General features: G+C 74.7%; 14 protein-coding genes. 5 read left to right on the forward strand and 9 right to left on the reverse strand.

All coding sequences use genetic code 11. From position 1 onward, the window contains the following. Nucleotides 1-46: 46 nt before the first annotated feature. A complete protein-coding gene (locus ABWK59_RS15765) occupies nt 47-1,045 on the reverse strand; it encodes an A/G-specific adenine glycosylase (protein WP_354641214.1) in 999 nt (332 codons plus the stop codon). Between the two features lie 103 nt (nt 1,046-1,148). Beyond that, nucleotides 1,149-1,898, reverse strand: a complete 750-nt coding sequence (locus ABWK59_RS15770; RefSeq protein ID WP_354641215.1) for a rhomboid family intramembrane serine protease — start codon at nt 1,896-1,898, stop codon at nt 1,149-1,151. A gap of 133 nt (nt 1,899-2,031) precedes the next feature. On the opposite strand from ABWK59_RS15770, the gene ABWK59_RS15775 reads away from it, so the two are divergent. Then, nucleotides 2,032-2,883, forward strand: a complete 852-nt coding sequence (locus tag ABWK59_RS15775; RefSeq protein ID WP_354641216.1) for a hypothetical protein — start codon at nt 2,032-2,034, stop codon at nt 2,881-2,883. 209 nt (nt 2,884-3,092) lie between these two features. Here the strand turns inward: ABWK59_RS15775 and ABWK59_RS15780 are convergent, their stop codons facing one another. After that, on the reverse strand, nt 3,093-4,487 hold the full coding sequence (locus tag ABWK59_RS15780) for an MFS transporter (RefSeq protein ID WP_354641217.1): 1,395 nt from the start codon (nt 4,485-4,487) through the stop codon (nt 3,093-3,095). Nucleotides 4,488-4,649: 162 nt separating this feature from the next. Here ABWK59_RS15780 and ABWK59_RS15785 point away from each other — a divergent pair, with 162 nt between their 5' ends. Then, nucleotides 4,650-5,252, forward strand: a complete 603-nt coding sequence (locus tag ABWK59_RS15785) for an ArsR/SmtB family transcription factor (RefSeq protein ID WP_354641218.1) — start codon at nt 4,650-4,652, stop codon at nt 5,250-5,252. Between the two features lie 167 nt (nt 5,253-5,419). Here the strand turns inward: ABWK59_RS15785 and disA are convergent, their stop codons facing one another. Together disA and radA are read right to left on the reverse strand one after the other, a co-directional pair. Then, entirely contained in the window at nt 5,420-6,478 is a 1,059-nt protein-coding gene (gene disA / locus ABWK59_RS15790; RefSeq protein ID WP_354644969.1) for a DNA integrity scanning diadenylate cyclase DisA, read from the reverse strand. Nucleotides 6,479-6,646: 168 nt separating this feature from the next. After that, complete coding sequence (radA, locus tag ABWK59_RS15795; RefSeq protein WP_354641219.1) at nt 6,647-8,182, reverse strand: DNA repair protein RadA; 1,536 nt, start codon at nt 8,180-8,182, stop codon at nt 6,647-6,649. A 270-nt stretch (nt 8,183-8,452) separates the two neighbouring features. Between radA and ABWK59_RS15800 the strand changes: the two genes are divergently transcribed. Then, complete coding sequence (locus ABWK59_RS15800) at nt 8,453-10,411, forward strand: BACON domain-containing protein (protein ID WP_354641220.1); 1,959 nt, start codon at nt 8,453-8,455, stop codon at nt 10,409-10,411. Between the two features lie 125 nt (nt 10,412-10,536). Here ABWK59_RS15800 and ABWK59_RS15805 read toward each other — a convergent pair whose 3' ends face one another. Continuing rightward, nucleotides 10,537-11,871: a DUF1254 domain-containing protein gene (locus ABWK59_RS15805; protein WP_354641221.1), complete on the reverse strand. Its 1,335-nt coding sequence runs from the start codon at nt 11,869-11,871 to the stop codon at nt 10,537-10,539. A gap of 128 nt (nt 11,872-11,999) precedes the next feature. After that, nucleotides 12,000-13,385 (reverse strand): DUF1254 domain-containing protein, encoded by a 1,386-nt coding sequence (locus ABWK59_RS15810; RefSeq protein ID WP_354641222.1) that lies wholly within the window; start codon nt 13,383-13,385, stop codon nt 12,000-12,002. 190 nt (nt 13,386-13,575) lie between these two features. Between ABWK59_RS15810 and ABWK59_RS15815 the strand changes: the two genes are divergently transcribed. Further along, the gene (locus ABWK59_RS15815; protein ID WP_354641223.1) at nt 13,576-14,583 is read left to right on the forward strand and encodes an NAD-dependent epimerase/dehydratase family protein; all 1,008 of its coding nucleotides are present in this window, start codon (nt 13,576-13,578) and stop codon (nt 14,581-14,583) included. A gap of 168 nt (nt 14,584-14,751) precedes the next feature. Here ABWK59_RS15815 and ABWK59_RS15820 read toward each other — a convergent pair whose 3' ends face one another. After that, on the reverse strand, nt 14,752-15,801 hold the full coding sequence (locus tag ABWK59_RS15820) for a family 2 encapsulin nanocompartment cargo protein polyprenyl transferase (protein WP_354641224.1): 1,050 nt from the start codon (nt 15,799-15,801) through the stop codon (nt 14,752-14,754). 287 nt (nt 15,802-16,088) lie between these two features. Beyond that, a complete protein-coding gene (locus ABWK59_RS15825) occupies nt 16,089-17,516 on the reverse strand; it encodes a family 2B encapsulin nanocompartment shell protein (RefSeq protein WP_354641225.1) in 1,428 nt (475 codons plus the stop codon). A 546-nt stretch (nt 17,517-18,062) separates the two neighbouring features. On the opposite strand from ABWK59_RS15825, the gene ABWK59_RS15830 reads away from it, so the two are divergent. Then, nucleotides 18,063-19,199 (forward strand): ATP-grasp domain-containing protein, encoded by a 1,137-nt coding sequence (locus ABWK59_RS15830; protein WP_354641226.1) that lies wholly within the window; start codon nt 18,063-18,065, stop codon nt 19,197-19,199. Nucleotides 19,200-19,210: the final 11 nt, after the last annotated feature.

Here is a 19,210-nt window from a genome sequence, read left to right on the forward strand (position 1 = left end):
TCCGGGGCACGGCCGGGGTCGCCGGGGTCGGGCGGGTCAGGTCAGGTCAGGTGGGCAGGCGGTAGAGGCCCGGGCCGACCGGTTCCACCAGCCCGTCGGCGACCAGCCCGTCCAGGGCCCTGGCCCGCTGCACCGGCTCGTGCCAGACCTCGTCCAGCCGGGCCTGCTCCACCTCGCCGTGCGCCTCGCGCAGCACCGCCAGCAGCTTGCCGCGCACCTGACGGTCCGTCCCCTCGTACGACTGGCCGCGGCGGGCCGGGCCCTGGTACGGCGGCCGGCCGGCCCGCTGCCAGGCGCACTGCGCCAGCAGCGGGCACCCCGCGCACTCGGGTCCGCGCGCGGTGCACACCAGGGCGCCCAGCTCCATCACGGCCACCGCCCAGGTGGCGGCCGTCTCGGCGGTCGTGGGCAGCAGCTCGACGGCCGTACGGCGCTCGGCGGCGGTGGTGGCCTGCGCCGGGTACTCGACCCCGCTCACCGCCCGGGCGAACACCCGGCGGACGTTGGTGTCCAGCACCGCGTGGCGCTGCCGGAAGGCGAAGGAGGCCACCGCGGCCGCCGTGTACTCTCCCACCCCGGGCAGGTCCAGCAGCGCGGCGTGGTCGTCCGGCACCACACCGCCGTGCTCCTCGGTGATCGCCACGGCCGCCGCGTGCAGGCGCAGCGCGCGCCGCGGGTACCCGAGCCGGCCCCACATCCGGACGGCCTCGCCGGGAGCGTCCGCGGCCAGGTCGGCGGGGCTGGGCCAGCGCTCCATCCAGGCGCGGTACGCGGGCAGCACCCGCTTCACCGGCGTCTGCTGGAGCATGAACTCGCTCACCATCACCGCCCACGGCGAGACGCCGGGCGACCGCCAGGGCAGGTCGCGGGCGTTCTCGGCGTACCAGTCGAGGACGGTGGTGTGGAGCAGCGCGGTGGCCGCGGCCGAGCCGGGGGTGGCGGGGGCGGCTGAGCCTGAGGCTGCGGCGGGGGCGGCGGAGCCGGGGGCTCCGGAGGGGGCGGCAGCGGTCAGGGCGGCGGGGGCGGCGGAGATATCGGCAACCATGGCGCTTCGATCCTCCCACGGGCGGGAGGGCGGCCGGGTCGGGATGCTTCTCCTCGGGTCACGGTCCTCGGGGTGTACGGATCGGTCCCCGGGGGTGGGTGGGTCAGAGGCCGAGGTCGTCGAGTTCCTTGAGCAGTTCGGCGCGGGGACTGACCGGTGCGCCGCCCTGGGTGGGGACGGCCGCCGTACCGGAGCCGTCGGCGCGGCCGGAGCCGTTGCTGCGGTCGGAGCGGTCGGTGCGCCTGGCGCGGTCGGTGGGGTCGGTGCGGTCGCGGAAGATCCAGGCGCCGGCGAGGCCGCCGACCAGGCCGCCCAGGTGGCCGAGCCAGCTGACGCCCGGGGTACCCGGGACGGCGGTGGTGAGGATGTAGGCGAAGGAGGCGAACATCACGACGCCGATCAGGCTGTCGATGAGGTTGCGGTCGATGAGCCCGCGGAGCACCACGTAGCCGAAATACCCGAAGACCACGCCGCTGGCGCCGACGGTGACCGCCGTGTCCCGCTCGAACAGCCAGACCGTGAGGCCGCTGCTGAGCGCGACCAGCAGCGTCAGTCCGAGGAACTTCTTGACCCCGCGGTACGCGGCCAGGAAGCCGAAGACGAACAGCGGGCCGGAATTGCCCTCCAGGTGCTGCCAGTTCAGGTGCAGGAAGGGCGCCGCGAACACGTCCGGCAGCCGCTCCACGTCCTGCGCGACGATCCCGAAGTCGTACGCGATCCGGTTGTCCGCCAGCCAGTTGGCGAGCTGGAGCAGCCAGATCACGCAGAGGAACGCGAACACCGTGAAGAACGCCCGGCGCGCCTCCGCGACCATGCGTGCCGGATCGACTGCACTGTTCCGTTCGGTGCCCATGCGCCCGACTATAGGGCGGGGCCCGGGCAGTGTCCCTACCTCGTCCGGAGCAAATGGCGGATCATGTGAAGGAAGTGGCCCTGGTGCAGTGTTGATGCGTCAACGGGTGCACACAGTCTCGTAGAGTTTGCCCGTGCCCTCTCTGCGTCAACCCGTGGGACCGCTGCCGGCATCGATCTACTGGCGGCGGCGCGTCGTCGTGCTCGTCGCGCTGGTCGCCGTGGCGGCTCTGGTCGCCTGGCTGACCGTCGGCACCGGCAGCGGCGACAAGCAGCCCACGCAGAACACCGCCCAGCCCGCCCCGGCCCAGTCGATCACCCCGGGCGCCGCGCCGTCCGGCTCGGCGATCACGACCCGCCCCGGCGGTTCGAGCGGCGGCGGTACGGGGTCCGGCTCCGGCGGCGTCTCGGGCGGTGGCGGCGGGGACGTCAGCCTGACCTCCGGCGGCACCGGCGGTGGCGCCTCGTCCTCCCCCGGCGGTACGGGCTCCGCGGGCAGCTCCGGCGGCGGCGCGGGCGGCACGTCCGGCGGTACGGCCGGGACCCCGCAGGTGAACACCTCCGAGGTGATGGCCCTGCCGGTGTGCGCGGCGTCCCAGATCTCGCTGGAGCTGTCGAGCGCGCAGAACGCGTACCAGCCCAAGGACAAGCCGCGGCTGGCACTGACCGTCCGCAACACCTCGGGCGCCAACTGCCGCGTGGACCTGGGCCGGACCACCTCCAGCATCACCGTGACCTCCAGCACCGGCGACCGGGTCTGGTCCTCGGCGGACTGCCCGACGGACCGCCAGAGCGCCTGGGTGCAGATCACGGCGGGCAGCGGCCTGACCGAGACGTTCAACTGGGACCGCAGCCGCAGCAAGCCGCAGTGCGCCTCCACCGACGGCACCGCCGCGCAGCCGGGCAACTACCTCGTCCAGGCCGACCTGACCGGCCCGTCGGGCGGTCCGGTGTCCGCGCGGACGTCCATCCGCCTGGACAGCTGAGACCGGACGCCGGGGCGGGGCTCGCCCCGTGGGTGGGCTTGGCCCGTGCCGGCTGCGGAACGCGAACGGCCTCTCCCGTGCTCGGGGGAGGCCGTCGGGCTTCTGCGGGGGTACGGACCGTCCCGGCTCGGGCTGACCGAGGAGGGGCGGGCCGGGCTGGCTGGCCGGGCTGGTCGACCGGGCTGGTCGACGGGGGCGGGCCGGCCGGGCTAGTCGACGGGGGCGGGCCAGGAGGTGCCGCGCAGGGACCTGCCGAGGGTCAGCGGGAGCAGGCCGGCCGCCAGGACCGCCGCGAACACGGTGAGCACCGTGCCCGGCGCGTGGTGGTCCAACAGCAGCCCGGCCGTGAACATCCCGACCGGCATGCCCAGCATGAAGGCGGTCATGGTCGCCGCGATCACCCGGCCGCGCAGCGCGTCGGGTACCCGCTGGAAGATCAGGACGTCCACCATCACCCGGAGCGCCGGCACCCCGAGCATCATCAGCAGCAGCACGGCGAACACCGTGACCGGGCCACCGTCGAACACCGCGGGCACCAGGAACAGCGGGACGCTCGTCCAGGCCACCGTCAGTTGCAGCGCGCCCGGCGCCAGCATCCGGTGCAGCCGGCGGACCAGGGGCGCGCCCAGCAGTCCGCCGACCGCCTCACCGGCGAGGGCGAACCCGATGCCCGAGCTGGACGTGCCGCCGTCGCGCATCAGCACGATGACGCAGAGGGTCACCGCGGCCCCGGCGAGGTTGAGCGCGAAGGCCAGCAGCACGGTCGAGCGCAGCAGCGGGTTGGCCGTCAGATGGCGCAGGCCGTCCAGCATCCCGCCGGAGTTCCCCGCTGTGGTGGTGGCGGTGGCGGTGGTGGCGGTGGTGGCATCGCTGGCGGGGTCCCGGTCGTCGGGGGCGGGGTCTCGGTCGGCGGCGGGGTCGGCCGCGTCCGCAGCACCCGGTTTGCCGTCGAACCGGACCGCGACGGCGGCGCCGAGGGCCAGCAGCGAGGTGAGCGCGGTGGTGAGGAACGGGACGGCCCGGCCGAGCCCGAGCAGGAACCCGGCCAGCGGCGGGCCGATCAGGGCGGCGCCGCTGACCCGGATCTCGTCCTGAGCCAGTGCCTGCCGCAGTTGCTCGGGCGGGACGACCGAGCGGACGGCCAGCATCCGCACCGGCCCGCCGTACGCCATGGTGGCGCCCAGGACGGCGGCGACGAGCAGGGCGTGCGCGACGGTGAGGTGGGCCACCGTCAGGGCGAGGACGACGCTCAGCGCGGCGGCGAGGCGGGTGGCGTCCGCGAGGATGAGGATCCGGCGGCGGTCGTGGCGGTCGGCGAGAACGCCGCCGTGCAGGCCGAGCAGGACCATGGCGGTGAACTGGACCGCGGCGAACGAGCCCGCCAGCGAGGGCGAGCCGGTCAGCGCCAGCAGGAGCAGCGGGTAGGCGGTGTCGGCCACCAGGGTGCCGAGCATCGCGGAGGCGGCGCCGCCCCAGAGCAGTTGGAATCGCCAGTTGCGCCGCAGGGGCGTGAGGGCGGGGGCGGGGGCGGGGACGGTGGCGGCTGATCCGCCGCCGGGTTCCCGGGCATGGGCGTTCCGCTCGTCAAGATCTGCCGTCGACACCGGTTCCCCCGTTCACTCCGGGCATTCACCCAGCCGTGGATACTTACGCGCCCGCAACCATTAACGTTTGCGTGAATGGTTGCGGACGCGTGAATGGTGACAGAGACGTGAATGGTTGCGCAAGCGTTGACGGTGTGGATGAATGACGACGTGTTTGATCAGGTGAAAGAGCGTGAGGTCAGCGATGTCGCGACGCTGAAGGCCCTCGCCGACCCCGTCCGGCTGGCGATCCTCAACATGATGTGGAAGCACGAACCCGAGCCGATGTCGGTGAAGGAGGTTGCGGCGGCCATCGAGGAGTCGCCCAACAAGCTCTACCGGCACATCAGGCAGCTGGAGCAGGTCGAGCTGATCCGGGTGGCCGAGACCCGGCTGGTCTCCGGGATCGTCGAGAGCCGCTACCGGGTCGCGCAGCACTCACTGCGGCTCTCCCGGGAGGCCTTCGCCGGGGACACCTCCGACCACCCGGAGGCCCTGGCCGCGCTGCTCGCGACCGTCGACCTGATCCGCTCCGACTTCCGCGGCCACTACCTCGCCAACCGGCTCGACCTCGGCCCGGGGGACGGCTCCGCGCCGGCGCCGGGCATGTTCAGCCACTTCAGCATGCGGATCCGCCCCGAGCGCCTGGTCCGGCTGCGCAACCAGATCCGTGGGCTGCTGGACGAGCTCGCCGAGGAGGGCGACTCGGCGGACGAGGACGCGATCGACGTCACGCTCTTCACGATGCTGTACGCGCTGAAGCCCAACGACCCCCACGGTCGCTGACACCACTGGCCGGCCGGCGCCGTACGGCCCGCGCCGCCCGGCCGCGGGTCGGGCCCACGGCCGGGCGGCGGGGCCGGGCCCCGAAACGTCCGGCGAACCCGCCCATGGGAGGGAGCAAGCCCAGAGCCCGCCCACAGCCAGCCGCGGGCGCGGGCTCAGAGCGTCCGTCAGACGTACCGCTCCAGGATCGAGGACTCGGCGAGCCGCGAGAGACCCTCGCGGACCGAGCGGGCCCGGGTCTCGCCGACGCCCTCCACCGTCTGCAGGTCGTCGATGCTGGCCGCGAGCAGCTTCTGCAGTCCGCCGAAGTGCTCGACCAGCCGCTCGATGACGGTGTTCGGCAGGCGCGGCACCTTGGCGAGCAGCCGGTACCCGCGCGGCGAGACCGCCGAGTCCAGCGACTCGGGGGTGCCCGAGTACCCGAGCGCCTTGGCCACCGTCTGCAGGTCGAGCAGCTCGGCGTGGGTGAGGGCCTCCAGGTCGCCGAGCACCTCGGTGACCGTCCGGCCCTTCTTGGCGGCGCGCTCGGGGAAGTAGTCCCGGGCGACGAGCTCCCGCTCGGGCTCGACGCCGGCGATCAGCTCGTCCAGCTGGAGCGAGAGCAGGCGGCCGTCGGTGCCGAGCTCCAGCACGTACCCCGCGATCTCGGCGGCGATCAGCCGGACCATCTCCAGGCGCTGGACCACGGCCGAGACGTCCCGGACGGTGACCAGGTCCTCGATCTCCAGCGCGGAGAGCGTGCCGGCGACCTCGTCGAGGCGGAGCTTGTACCGCTCCAGGGTGGCGAGCGCCTGGTTGGCGCGGGAGAGGACGGTGGTGGAGTCCTCCAGCACCCGGCGGGTGCCGTTGACGTACATGGCGATCAGGCGCATCGAGTGCGAGACCGCGACGACCGGGAAGCCGGTCTGCCGGTTGACCCGTTCGGCGGTGCGGTGGCGGGTGCCGGTCTCGTCGGTGGGGATCGAGGCGTCCGGCATCAGGTGGACGCCGGCCCGGACGATCTTGGTGATGTCCTTGTCCAGGACCACCGCGCCGTCGAGCTTGCACAGCTCGCGCAGGCGGGTGGCGGTGAACTCGACGTCGAGCACGAACCCGCCGGTGCAGAGTGCGTCCACGCTCTTGTCCATGCCGAGCACGATGAGACCGCCGGTGTTGGCCCGCAGGACGCGCTCCAGCCCGTCGCGGAGCGCCGTGCCCGGCGCGATGGCACTGAGGGAAGCCCGCAGCAGGGCCTCCTCGCGGGAGGACTTGTCCGCCCGGTCGCTGGCTGCCACGTGACTCCTCCGGCCGACCCGAACCGTGTGGCGGGAGCCGACGGTCCGTCGTTATAGCTGTACTTATCGCCAATTAGACAGGGCAAAGTCTAACTGCGTGCAGCAATAACGGGGCGTGAGTCAGCCCAGTTCGTCCGAGTCGATGGGTTCCCACCCCTCCATGAGCTCGTCGGGGAAGGCCGCGGCGGGCACCGGGGCGGCCTGGCGGGCGGTCTCACGGCCGGTCTCGCGGGCGGGCCGGCGCGGGGCCGGGGTGGCCTCCGCCCGCGACTTCGAAGGGGCCCGGCGACGGCCCGGGATGGCCCGGAGCGCCTCGCCGATGTCGGCCACCTCGACCACCTTCATGCCCGGCGGCACCTTGCCCGGATCCGGCGGGACCAGGGCGTGGGTGAAGCCCAGCCGGTGCGCCTCGGCGAGCCGGCGCTGCACCCCGGTGACCCGGCGGACCTCGCCGGCCAGGCCGACCTCGCCGATCGCGACCAGGTTGCTGGGCAGCGGGGTGTCGGAGGAGGAGCTGGCCACGGCCAGCGCGATCGCGAGGTCCGCCGAGGGCTCGCTGAGGCGCACGCCGCCGACCGTGGCGGTGTAGATGTCCTGCTTGCCGAGCTTCACGCCGCCGTGCCGCTCGACCACGGCGAGGATCATCGCGATCCGGGGCGACTCCAGGCCGGAGGTCGTCCGGCGCGGGGAGGGGATCTGCGAATCCACCATCAGCGCCTGCACCTCGGCGACCAGCGGGCGGCGGCCCTCCAGCGTCACCGTCAGACAGGTGCCGGGGACGGGCTTGGCGCGGCGGGTCAGGAACAGGCCGGACGGGTCGGCCAGGCCCTCGATGCCCTCGTCGTGCAGCTCGAAGCAGCCGACCTCGTCGGTGGCGCCGTACCGGTTCTTGACGCCGCGGATGATCCGCAGCCGGGCGTGCCGGTCACCCTCGAAACTGAGCACCACGTCGACCAGGTGCTCCAGCAGACGGGGGCCGGCGATCTGGCCGTCCTTGGTGACGTGGCCGACCAGCAGGCTGGCCATGCCGCGCTCCTTGGAGGCGCGGATCAGCGCGTTCGCCACCTCGCGGACCTGGGCCGGGCCGCCGGGCGCCCCGTCCAGCTCGGCGGAGGCGATGGTCTGCACCGAGTCCAGGATCAGCAGGCCCGGGTTGACCGCCTCGATGTGGCCGAGCACCGCGCCCAGGTCCGACTCGGCGGCGAGGTAGAGGTGGTCGGAGAGCGCGTTGATCCGGTCCGCCCGCATCTTGACCTGCCCGGCCGACTCCTCGCCGGTGACGTACAGGGTGCGGTGCCGGTCGCTGGCGGCCTTGGCGGCGACGTCCAGCAGCAGGGTGGACTTGCCGACGCCCGGCTCGCCCGCGAGCAGCACCACCGCACCCGGCACGATGCCTCCGCCGAGCACCCGGTCCAGCTCCGGGACGCCGGTGGAGCGGGCCGTGGCCACCTGCCCGTCGACCTGGCCGATCGGCTTGGCGGGCGAGGAGACCGGCCCGGCCGCCGTGGTCCGGATCGGGACGGCGCCGTACTCCTCCACGGTGCCCCAGGCGTTGCACTCGGGGCAGCGGCCGACCCACTTGGGCAGCTGGTTGCCGCACTCGGTGCAGCGGTACGCCGGGCGCGGCTTGGCGGTGGTCTTGGTGCGGGCAGCCATGCGGCCAACCGTAGCGGTCGCCACTGACAACGGGTGCCACCCGACGTCGGGGGCACCGGCGGCGGGTACCGATCACGCCGACGGCCGGGCGGGCGGGCGGCTCGGCAGCGGCCGGGCGGCCCGGCAGCGGCGGACGGGCCCGTCCCCGGCGCCGGGCGTTCGCTCGTCCGTACGAGCGGACCGGTCCGTAGCGCGATCCTGTTACCCGAAAGAAGGACAAGCCCGGGGAACCCCCCTGTCATCCCCGCGCCGCTCCCTACCGTCGGGAACGTGACGACCAGGCTTGCCACCTCCACGCCGGGCACCGCCCCGGTCCTAAGCGCCTACGGGCAGTACGTCGACGGACTGTTCACCTACTGCCTCTCCGTGCTCTGCGAGCACGACGCCGCGCTCACCGCGCTGACCGAGGTCCGCGACCTCGCACTCCGCCACGGCGACCGGGCCGCCGACCCCGCCCTGTACCGGGCCTGGCTCTACGCGCTGGCCCGGCACTGCTGCCTGGTCCGGCTGGAGTCCGGGGTCGGCGAGGCCCCCGGGGCCGCACCCGGACCGGAGCGGGCCGCCGAGCGCCGGCGCGAGCTGGGGTCGCTCGCGTGGCCGGAGGCGGCCGGCACCGGTCCCGAGCAGCGCGAGGCACTGGAGCTCGCCGTCCGCCACCGGCTCTCCGCCGCGGAGGTGGCGGCGGTGCTGGGGCTCGCCGAGGAGGCGGCCGGCCGGCTGCTCACGGAGGGCGGCGAGGAGGTCGGACGGACCCGGACGGCGCTGCTGGTGCTCGGTGTGGGCAGTTGTCCGGAGCTGGCCCGGCTCGGCGGGGTGGGCGCGGAGAGCTGGCGGGAGTGGGTGCTCGGTCCCGCGCTGCGGCGGGAGCTGGTGCAGCACGTGGTCGACTGCCCGACCTGCCGGGGGACGGCGGAGCGGGTCTCCGGCGAGCTGGGCGCGGACCTGGCCGGGCTGCCCGGGCTGCCGGTGCTGACCGCGCCGGTGGTGGCCCGGGTGGGCGGGCTTCGCGCGCGGGAGCTGCCGAAGGGGACGGCCGGGTCGGCGTTCCTGGCGGGTGCGGCGGCGGCCCGGCGGGCGACGGGGACGGCGGCTCCGGCGCGGGCGGGGGCCTCGGCGGCCTTCACCGGCGCTTCGGCGGCATCAGCGGGTTCCGCGGTAGGTGGCACGGGGGCGGCCGTTCGGGACGGCGGGGAGCTGAGGTTCGACCAGCGGGGGTTCCCGCGGCACCGGGCGCCCTCCGCCTCGGGTCGGGCGCAGACCGTCCGGCGGCAGATGGTGACCACCGGGGTGCTGGCCGCCGTCCTGACGGCGCCGGTGATCGCCCTGTGGGCCGAGCACCGCGACGGCGGTTCGCCGACGGCGGCGGCCTCGGTCTCCTCGGTCCAGGTGGACGCGGCGGCTTCGGCGTCAGCGGATTCGTCGGCGGCGTCGGCGGAGGGGGGCCGGCCCCCGGTGAGCGCGGCGCCGTCCGGCGACGACGGGCTGGAGCTGGCCGGGGCGGCCTCTGCAGAAACGTCACTGCCTCCGGTGGTCGGGCCGGTGGTCCCGGTGCCCTCCGGCGGGGCGTCCCGACTGTGGGAGTCCGGGCTGGCGGCCGTACCCGAGGTGGCGGACGGCCGGACCACCGGCGCCGCCTCGCCCCCGGCGGCGTCCGGTCCCGGGCTGCTGACCGTGGAGGCCAACGAGTACGGCAGCCGGACCGTCATCACCCTGACCAACACCGGCGGTACGGCCTTCACCTGGCACGCGGTGGTGGACGTCGACTGGCTCCGGCTCAGCCGGGACTCGGGGAGCCTGGCCCCCGGCCAGCGGATCACGGTGACCGTCACCGTGGACGAGAGCCGGGTGCCGGAGGGGCACTGGACGGCGCGGATCGCCCTGCCGCCCTCGGAGGCGGTGGTCACCCTGGAGGGCGGACCGGTACGGCGCGGCGGAACGCCCCCGGCCACTCCCGGACCCTCGACCCCACCGTCCGGCGGCCCGTCGGCGCCCACCGGGCCGGGCGGCCCGTCCGGCCCGGGCGGCCCGTCCGGCCCGGGCGGCGCGCCGGGGACGAACGGCTCGCCGGGGACGGGCAGGCCGACGACACCGCCCCCGGCCGACGGTTCCTCCGGCGACTCCTCCGGCGGGAGCCCGTCCGCGCCGGCATCGAGCGGTTCACCGTCCGGTACCGCGCCGTCGTCGATGCCGTCGTCGGCGCCGTCGGCCCCGGCCACCGGAAGCCCCTGAGACTCTGAGCCCCCGCGGCCTGCCGGGCCAGGACGTGCCAGCCGGGCCCGGGTGGCGATGGCGGCGGAGACCGTGTCGGTGCCCCGGGGCTCCAGGAGCTTCCGTCCGGGTCGCGGCGGCGCCCGTCAGCAGGGGCGGATCGGCGGGAGCCGGTAGGTGCCGTCCAGGACCTCCCGGCGGGGCTGGTAGAGCCGGATCATCGGGCGGAACTCGCCCTCGGGGGTGGGCAGCCAGTTCGCCGACTCGGCCGGGTCGGTGGGCCGTTCGCGCTGGAGCACCAGGGTGAGCGAGCCGTCGGGCCCGTACCGCAGGCCGGGGGTGCGGTCGCCGACGGAGTACCGCCCGGCGGGGTTCTCGACCAGGTGGTAGTCGGGGACGTCGTACATGGTGACCGACCAGAAGGCGTCCACGGGTGGCGGTTCCTCGAAGCGCAGGGTGTAGGCGCGGGCGCCGGTGAGGGGGTGGCCGTCGGCGTCCTGGTACGTGGTGGCGTAGACGGCCTCGTAGGCATGGTTGCCCCAGAGGCTGATACGGGCGGCGACGGCGCGGGTGAGGTACGCGGCCCTGCGGTCCGGGATGCGCCAGCCGGGTTCGTCGAGGGTGCCGGGGCCGAGGTGGTCGAGGTTGTAGTCGAAGAGGTGGAGGTTGGCCGCCCACTCGCCGGTGGGCTCGTCGCCGGAGGGGCGGGTGGCGGCCTCCACCCGTTCGCGGCCGGCCGCCAGGCCGCGGGCGAGGGCGGCGGCCCAGCCGGGTTCGGGGGCGAGGTACGGGGAGCGGCCCTCGTCGAGCAGGGCGATCGGGGCGAACCGGCGCTCGTACGCGAGGTCCGCCTCGGAGGGCGGGAAGGCGGCCGTCCAGACCCGCAGCCGTTCCAGGAAGGCGAGGTCCTCGGGCACGTCCGGGTCGGGTTCGGGGACGCCCGCGCAGATGCCGCCCGGCTCCAGGGGTTCGAGGGTCAGGCCGCGCTGCAGCGCGTGGACCCGCGGCAGGTCCTCGGGGCCGGCGCAGACGTTGCGGCCGGCGACGGTGGCGAGGACGGTCGGGGAGACGATCACCGGGACGCCCTCGGGCGGGGTCCCGTGCCAGTGCGGCGGGACGATCAGCCGGGTCTGCGCCGCGGTGCCGGTGGCGCGGCGGCCGAGGTAGGCGAAGTTGTCGGTCCAGGCGTCGATGAACTGCAGGACGCCGTACGCCCCGCCGGTGTCCGGGGTGTGCAGGAGGATCGGGCCGCCGGAGAGGTCGAGGTGGGCGATCGAGTAGAGGGTGTCGTTGCTGGCGGAGACGAACCGGGTCTGCGGGGTAGCGAGCTCGCGGGCGTGGGCGAAGGCGTTGAAGCCGGTGGGCGGTACCGGGCCGAGGCCGTGGGCGGCGGTCACTTCGACCGCGGAGAGGCCCGCGACGAGCGGGTAGCCGTAGACGTAGGCGTCGGCGGCGAGGCTCTCCGGCGTGCCGTCGGACATGGCGCTCCTTCGCTGGGGCTGGGGCTCGGAACCGGGTGGCTCGTGTGGCTCGGGCTCGGGCTCGATCGAGTGGCTCCGGGCTTCGGGCTCGGGCTACGGGCTTCGGGTGGCTCCGTGGTGGCGTCGGGTCAGCGTTCGGTGGCGGCCAGCGGCGGGGGGCTCCAACGGCCGTCCAGGACGGCCGGGTCCGGGCCGTAGATCCGCAGCACGAGGGTGAACGGGCCGTCCGGGGCGGGCAGCCAGTTGGCGGCCTGCGCGGGGTCGGCGGGGCGTCGACGGCGGATGTGCAGGGTCAGCCCGCCGTCGGGGTCGTGGGTCAGGCCGGGGGTGCGGTCGCCGATCGAGGACCGGGTGGCGGGGTCCCCGACCGGCAGTGGTCCGGGCCGGCGGTGGGCGGTGACGGACCAGCAGAACGCGGCGGGCGGGAGCTGACCGGGCGGGAAGCGAACGGTGTAGTCGCGGCGGGAGGCGTCGGGCCGGTCGCCGCGGTCGTCGGTGGGCCAGCCGCCGGACCAGGCCTCGTCGGCGGGCAGGTCGTAGAGGCCCGCCAAGGCGCCGACGGCCCGTCCGAGGGGGGCGGCGGCGGGGTCGGGATCGGGCTTGGCACGGATGCCGAGCGGCTCCTGCGCGTCGCGGGTCTCCTCGGCGGCGCGGGCCAGCGTGGCGCGGCCGTCGGCGATGCCCTGCTCCATCGCGTGGCGGATCTCGGCGCTCAGCGTGGCGGGTTCGAAGTCCCCGGGACCGACGCCCAGTTCGGCGAGGCGGCCGCGCAGATCGGCGTCGCCGGGGCGGACCGGGAGGAAGCCGAGCAGGAAGTCCAGGAAGGAGAAGAACTCCAGGGTGTCCATCACCTCCTCCCGCCAGACGGGCCAGACCGGTTCGGCGGCGACGGGGGCGGGGGTGCCGAGGTGGCGGCTGAGCGGCGTCAGCCGGTACCCGGCCTGGATCCGCTCCAGGGCGGGGACGTCCTCGGGACCGGCCAGGTGGGTGCGGCCGACGATCCCGACCAGGTTGCCGTCCGCGCGCAGCACGCCGTCCAGGCCGGGCGGCTCGGTGCCGCTCCAGCCGGGGCCGACGACCAGGTGGCGGCCGGCCTTGCCGCCGGTGCTGCGGGACCCGATGAACCCGACGTACCGGGTGTCCAGGTCGTGCAGCGGCAGGACGTAGTAGCGGTCGACCGCCGGGACCTCGACCAGCCAGGGCTCGGCACGCAGGTCCAGCCAGGCGCAGGAGTACGGGGTGTCGCTGTCCGGTGTGACCGGGTCGGTGTCGGTGGTGTCGGTGGTGTCGGTGGTGCCTGCGGGGGCGCACGGGTGCGGGTGGTGCCGGAACACGCCGAACCCGCCGACGTACCGCGGGTCGGCGTCGTCGATGGCCTGGGGGTAGAGCGTCCGGTAGTTCCGGAGCAGCGGGTAGCCCCAGATCCAGGCCTCGGCGGCGGTGCTGCGGACGGTCGCCTGGTCGACGATTGCCGGGTTGCCCATACTGCCGAGGCCCTTCTCCTGCTCCAGCACTCCGAATGGGGACGAATCAGGCATACCAGGACGGCGGGACGCGGTGTGGGAGCTGCGACTCCTGGTCCCCGGTATGTCGGCACCTCACCGCCGGGCGGCTCAGGGCCGGACCTGGGGCTCCGGTGGTCCGGCGGTCCGCTCGGAGTGAACGGCCGTGTGCGCCCGGAGCCGGGTGGAGAGGCTGAGCGGCATGAAGCTCCTCCTGCTCGGCGGCTCGAAGTTCCTCGGTCGGGCCTACGCCGTGGAAGCCCTCTCCCGTGGCCACGAGGTCACCACCTTCAACCGCGGCCGCAGCCGCGCCGACCTCCCCGGTGTCGAGGCCGTCCACGGCGACCGCACCGACGCCGGGGACCTCGCCCGGCTGGTCGAGGGTCGCCGCTGGGACGCGGTGGTCGACACCTCGGGCCAGCAGCCGTACGACGTGTCCCGCTCGGCCCGGCTGCTGCGCGACCACGCCGACCACTACACCTTCGTCTCCTCCGTCCACGCCTTCGCCGACTGGCCGGCCCGCCCGGTGGACGAGGGCTCCCCGACCCACGACTGCCCGGCCGACTCCCCGCCCGACCAGCCGGCGGCCAACGCCCTCAAGGCCGGCTGCGAGCGGGCCGTCCTGGAGGGGTTCGGCGAGAAGGGGTCGCTGCTGCTCAACTGCGGGCTGCTGGTCGGACCGCACGAGCCGATCGGCCGGCTGCCGTGGTGGCTGGACCGGACGGCCCGGGGCGGCCGGCTGCCCGCGCCCGGCCGGCCCGACCGGCGGATCCAGCTGATCGACGCCCGCGACTTCGCCGCCTTCGGCCTGGACCTCGCCGAACGGCGGCAGGGCGGACGCTTCGTCACCACGGCGCCGATCGGCCGGACCACCCTGGGCGAGCTGCTGGCGCACTGCGTCGAGGCCACCGGCGGCACCGCCGAGCTGGTGTGGACGGCGGACGCGGACCTGGAGGCGGCGGGGGTGACGCCCTGGGTGGGACTGCCGTTCTGGGCGCTGGACCAGCCGGACTGGGAGGGCACCTGGAACGCCGACGCCTCCCGGGCCGAGGCCGCCGGCCTGCGCAACCGGCCGATCGCCGAGACCGTCCGGGACACCTGGGCCTGGTTGGAGAACGGCGGCCGGTCGGAGGTCACCTACCTGCAGGGCGACCTCCCGCTCGGCACCACGGCCGAACAGGAGGCACGGCTGCTGGGCGCCGAGGGCTGAGCACGACCGCAGTGATTAGCGACCGCAGTGGTCCGCCGCCGCCGATGGTCCACGGCGGCGGCCCGCCGGCACCGGCCGCGACGGCAACCCCGTAGCCGTCGCGGCCGGCGGTCCTGGGGCGGGGTGCGGGCCTGCCGCCGGCCGGACCCCTCCGTGGTCTCGGACGTCTCAGTGGCTGCGGCGGGTGACCAGCTCCGCCAGGGCGAGCAGGTCGTCGGCGGCCGAGGGGACCGGGACGGCGTCGGCGAGGTGGGCGATCGCCGCGGCCATCCGGTCGCAGGACTCGCCCTGGGCCCAGCCACGCCCGCCCGCCTTCTCCACCGCCGTCGCGGCCCGCTCCAGCTCGGCGGGGCTGAGCGGGCGGTCGAGCGCGTACAGCTCGGCCAGCTCCTCCCCCGCGGCCGTGTCCGACCCGAGGGCGAACACCACCGGCAGCGACTTCTTCCGGGCGGCCAGGTCGGCGCCGACGGGCTTGCCGGTGACCGCCGGGTCGCCCCAGATCCCGATCAGGTCGTCGATCAGCTGGAAGGCCAGGCCGATCTCGCGGCCGAAGGCGTCCAAGGCGTCGGCCGCCCGCTCGCCGGCGCCGCCGAACAGCGCGCCCATCGCGCAGGCGCTGCCCAGCAGGGCCCCGGTCTTGCCCTCGGCCATGGCCAGGCACTCGGCGAGCGAGACGTCGCTCCGCTGCTCGAAGGCGCAGTCGGCCTGCTGCCCGGCGCACAGCTCGACGATGCAGTCGGCGAGCCGCCGGATGGCGGCCCGGGTCGCGGGGTGCGGCTCCTCGGCGAGGACGCGCAGCCCCAGCGAGTGCATCGCGTCCCCGGCCAGGATGGCCTCGGTGGTGCCGAACACACGCCAGACGGTGGGACGGTGGCGCCGGGTCGGGTCACGGTCGATCACGTCGTCGTGCAGCAGGGTGAAGTTGTGCACCAGCTCGACCGCCGCGGCGGCCCGGACCGCGTCCGCCGCACGGCCGCCGACGGCCTGGGCCGCGGCGAGCACCATGGCGGGCCGGATGGCCTTGCCGGATCCACCGACGGCGGGCGTGCCGTCGGCCTCCCACCAGCCGAAGTGGTAGCCCGCGATCAGCCGCATGGCCCCGGGCAGGGACTCCACCGCCGCCCGCAGGGCCGGGTCGACGACGGTCCGGGCCCGGGCGAGCACGTCGGCCGCCTCGTTGCCCTCCCGGTGGTCACGCTCCAGCGTGAAGATGGCCATGTGGGCTCCTCCCCCAGATGGGCCCGGCGCTCGGGCCGGGCGGTGTGTCCCGGACGCCGGGGCGCGGTCGGACGGGACCGCGCCCCACGAGGGCGTCGGGGCGGTGACGGATGGCCGGGTGCCGGTGACGGGCAGCCGGTGCGGGGCCCGGCCTGCGCCGGGGACGGGTGCCCGGCAGAAGGCGCCGCCGGACGGGACGGCGCCGGACGCGTCGGACGGGACGGCGTCGGACGGAATGGCGGCCCGGTGCGCAGGCGGAGGCCCCGGGGCTCCGGCCGGCACCCTCGTCAGCTGTAGGACTGGCCGATCACCACGTTCTCCAGGACGCCGATCGCGTCCGGCACCAGGATCGCCGCGGAGTAGTACGCGCTGACCAGGTACGAGATGATCGCCTTCTCGTCGATGCCCATGAACCGGACCGACAGGCCGGGCTCGTACTCGTCGGGCAGCCCGGTCTGGTGGAGGCCGATGACGCCCTGCTTGTCCTCGCCGGTCCGCATGGCCAGGATCGAGGTGGTCTGGCCGCCCAGGATCGGGATCTTGTTGCAGGTGAGGATCGGGACCCCCCGCCAGGCCGGCACCGTCCGCCCCTGGACCTCGACCGGCTTCGGGTACAGGCCGCGCTTGTTGCACTCCCGGCCGAAGGCGGCGACCGCCTTGGGGTGCGCGAGGTAGAACTTGGTGCCGCGGCGGCGGCTGAGCAGCTCGTCCATGTCGTCCGGGGTGGGCGGGCCGGAGTGGGTCTGGATCCGCTGGCTGTACTCCGCGTTCTCCAGGAGGCCGAACTCGGGGTTGTTGATCAGCTCGTGCTCCTGGCGCTCGCGCAGCGCCTCGATGGTCAGCCGGAGCTGGTGCTCGGTCTGGTTCATCGGCTTGTTGTAGAGGTCCGCGACCCGGGTGTGGATCTTGAGGACGGTCTGGGCCACGCTCAGCTCGTACTCGCGCGGTTCGAGCTCGTAGTCGACGAAGGCACCGGGCAGCTCGTACTCGCCCTCGTGGCCGGCCGACATCCGGATCTCGGCCTCGCCCTTGCGGCCCTGCGGCTGCCGGGAGTCGGCGAGGTAGTCCAGGATCCGGTCGCGGAGGGCCTCGGAGCGGTCGGCGAGCTCCTGGAAGGCGGGCCAGGGCAGGACGAGGGCCGTCCCGGAGGTGGCGGCCCTGACGCTGTACGACCAGGTGCCGTCGGCCTGGGTGAGCGCCTCGTCGCCGATGTGGTCGCCGTCCGCGAAGACGCCGAGCACGGTGGAGTCGCCGTACCGGCCGGTGCCGACCTTGTCGACCTTGCCGTGCGCGATCAGGAAGACCTCGTCGATCGCCCCGCCCTCCTCGACGAGGAGGTCGCCGGGGGCGAAGTCGCGCTGGGCGAACCGGCCGGCCAGCTCCTCCAGCAGCGCGTCGTCCTCGAAGCCGCGGAGCACCGGCACCTCGCGCAGCGTCGGCGGCACCACCCGCACCCGGGACCCGGTCTTGACGAAGCTCACCCGGCCCCGCCCGACCGCGTAGCTGAGCCGCCGGTTGACCCGGTACGTGCCGCCCGAGACCTCGGCCCAGGGCAGCATCCTCAGCAGCCAGCGGGAGCTGATCTCCTGCATCTGCGGGGCGGACTTGGTCGTCGTCGCGAGATTCCGCGCGCCGGCGACGCTCAGGCTGGACTGCCGCGCGGACTGCGGCTGCCCTTCCTGGGCCGGAATTCCGACGTTGGCTTCGGTCGACATATGGGGACCCCTCCGCACGCAGCCCGCGAATCACCCGGGTGCCAATGATGGACACGTTGCATCAACATGCTGAGGTCCATTCAGGGCCGTCCGCAATCACTCGTACGAGTGGTCTAGGGAGATGAACAAATAGTACGAGTAGATCACCCGATCGATAATCCCTCGCGCATTCACTCGATGCGGCGGCATTTCCGCATGTCATGGACGCGCCCCGCTCGAACACCGCACCCGTCGGCGCCCGTGGCGCGACCGGCAGTGCGGCCGTCGGCGCGTTCACACCGCCGCAATCTCCCCGACTCCGCCGGGCCGGCGCCGCGAAGATCCACCAACAAAGCTCCGGACCAGCGAAGTTGACGTACAGTCAGCACATCCGACCCACCCGACGCGCCACCCCTCGCCCGACCGGGCCCGGCAGCGCCCCACCCCGCGTCCGCCGGGCACATGACGGGCGCTAAGGTGCCACCTCAAGGGCACGGCAGAGGCGATGGCCGGCCGGTGGCCCGACTGCGTCCTCCCCACCGTTGCGCCCTTTTCCAGGGAGACTCCGTGAGCGTCCCCGTACGCGTCTGGCTGAACCGTACCTACGCCGAGAACGTCTACTTCATCGACCTGCTGCGGGCCGCTCCGCGCCCCGTGGAGATTCATGCCACGCATGTCGATCCGGACTCTCCGGTGCTCGCCGCCGCGGATTTCGGCTCACTCGAACCGGACCACCTCTCCCCCGAAGCATACGTGGAATTCGCCCTGGAATTCTGCGCCCGCCACCGGATCGACGTCTTCCTCCCCCGGCTCGGCCAGCTGGCCATCTCGCTGCGCCGCCGGGACTTCGAGGCCGTGGGCACCGCACTGGTCTGCCCGCCGGCCCCGGCGATAGCCGTGTTCGAGAGCAAGGCGGACGCCTACGCGGCGATGGAGGCGCTGGGCCTGCCCACCCCGCTGTGGCGGCACGTCCGCACGGCCGCGGAACTCCGGCTGGCCGTCGAGGAGATCGAGGCGGACGGCGGACGGGCCTGCCTCAAGCCCGCGACCGGGGCCGGCGGCGAGGGCTTCCGGATCCTCAGCCGCGAGCCGTTCAGCCTGCGCCGGCTCGCCGGGTTCGCGGACGCCACCGTCCCGCTGGACCAGGTGCTCAGCGCGCTGGAGGCGTCCCCCGAGCCCGCCGACCTGCTGGTGATGCCCTACCTGGACGGCCCCGAGGTGTCGGTGGACTGCCTGGCCGCGCCGGACGGCCGCCTGATATCCGCCGTGGGCCGCGTCAAGTCTGGCCGCCGGCGCAGCTTCACCACCGACCCGGTCTACCTGGAGCCGGCCCGCCGCCTGGTCGAGGCGTTCGGCGTGGGGTTCCTGTCCAACGTGCAGTTCCGGCACCACCGCGGGCGTCCCGTGGTGCTGGACGTCAACACCAGGCCGTCCGGCGGCCTCCACCAGCTGCGGCTCTGCGGCCTCAACCTCCCTTGGGCGGCCGTGGAGTTGGCGCTCGGTGCGGCCCCGCTGCTGCCGTCGGTGGGGCCGCTCGGCGAGGACTACACACTGGTCGCCGACGTCCAGCGGCTGCTGCCCCGGCAGGCCGCCGCCCCGGCCGTGGAGCGGATCACCGCTCCGGCTTCCGTCCCGGCGTCCATCCCGGCCTCCGTCCCGACCGCGGCCGAGTTGCGCCCCGCGGCGGCGGCCGTGCCGGTGTAGCCGTCCCGGCG

It is taken from the genome of Kitasatospora sp. HUAS MG31 (assembly GCF_040571325.1).
Classification (GTDB): domain Bacteria; phylum Actinomycetota; class Actinomycetes; order Streptomycetales; family Streptomycetaceae; genus Kitasatospora; species Kitasatospora camelliae.